General features: G+C 35.6%; 1 protein-coding gene and 1 other annotated feature. The gene reads right to left on the reverse strand.

The features are described from left to right. Positions 1-178, reverse strand: a 178-nt coding sequence (locus KH893_RS11155; protein WP_281166191.1) for an oleate hydratase, incomplete at its 3' end; no start/stop codon positions are given. Positions 179-446: 268 nt separating this feature from the next. After that, positions 447-708: a binding site (T-box leader), on the forward strand. The last annotated feature ends 71 nt before the right edge of the window (positions 709-779 follow it).

A 779-nucleotide genomic window follows, 5' to 3' on the forward strand; every position in this document is an offset into this window, starting at 1 on the left:
ATTTGGGTCCTTTATATTCCTTGGTATATTCTTCAACCAAGTTACCATCGTTTGCGCCATGGGTGTTCAGACCATACATCGTGATTTGTTTGCCAGACCACTTGCCATCACGAATTAAATATATTCCAGCAGATAGGTTCCCGATTCCGGTTCCGATCATATAAGCATGTTGTGTCATAAGATTGCTCCTTTAACAATTTAGGAATGAATATTCATTCTAAAGTTTACATTGACTATTTTACACCCTGAAAAAAAGTTTTTCTTAAATAAAGAATAAGCAGGTAAATTTATAAAATTTGTTTTCGGCCACACGTATAGATCAGCAAGGTAAATATTGTATAAAATTTCTTAATAAGGAAACAAATGTCTTTTATAATAAAGTTCTCTTTCTTTTTGAAAATGTTTGACAAAGCAATAAGCCCTTGTTATATTGTGTTACGTAGATTTCAAACGAATTGATCCGGAAAGTACTTTTCCAAGTAATGTCTAGAGAGTCGGTAGTAGCTGTAAGCCGATCTTTATTAAGAAAAGGAAAATGGCCGGTGATTGGTTGATACGAACGGTTTACCGAAAGTATCAAACGGAATGGTCCTCGTTATCGGACACGCCATTGCTGTTAGCCCATCTGCTAACAAAGATGGTTACTAAGGTTTATTTGTGCAAGCAAAGAAACAAATCAGGATGGTAACGCGACAAGTCGCTTCTGTATTAATTTACAGGAGCGATTTTTTTGTCGGGAAATTCCGCGAGAAATCACTAAATTTTGGGGAGATTTATTT

It is taken from the genome of Liquorilactobacillus sicerae, assembly GCF_029916425.1.
Classification (GTDB): Bacteria; Bacillota; Bacilli; order Lactobacillales; family Lactobacillaceae; genus Liquorilactobacillus; species Liquorilactobacillus sicerae.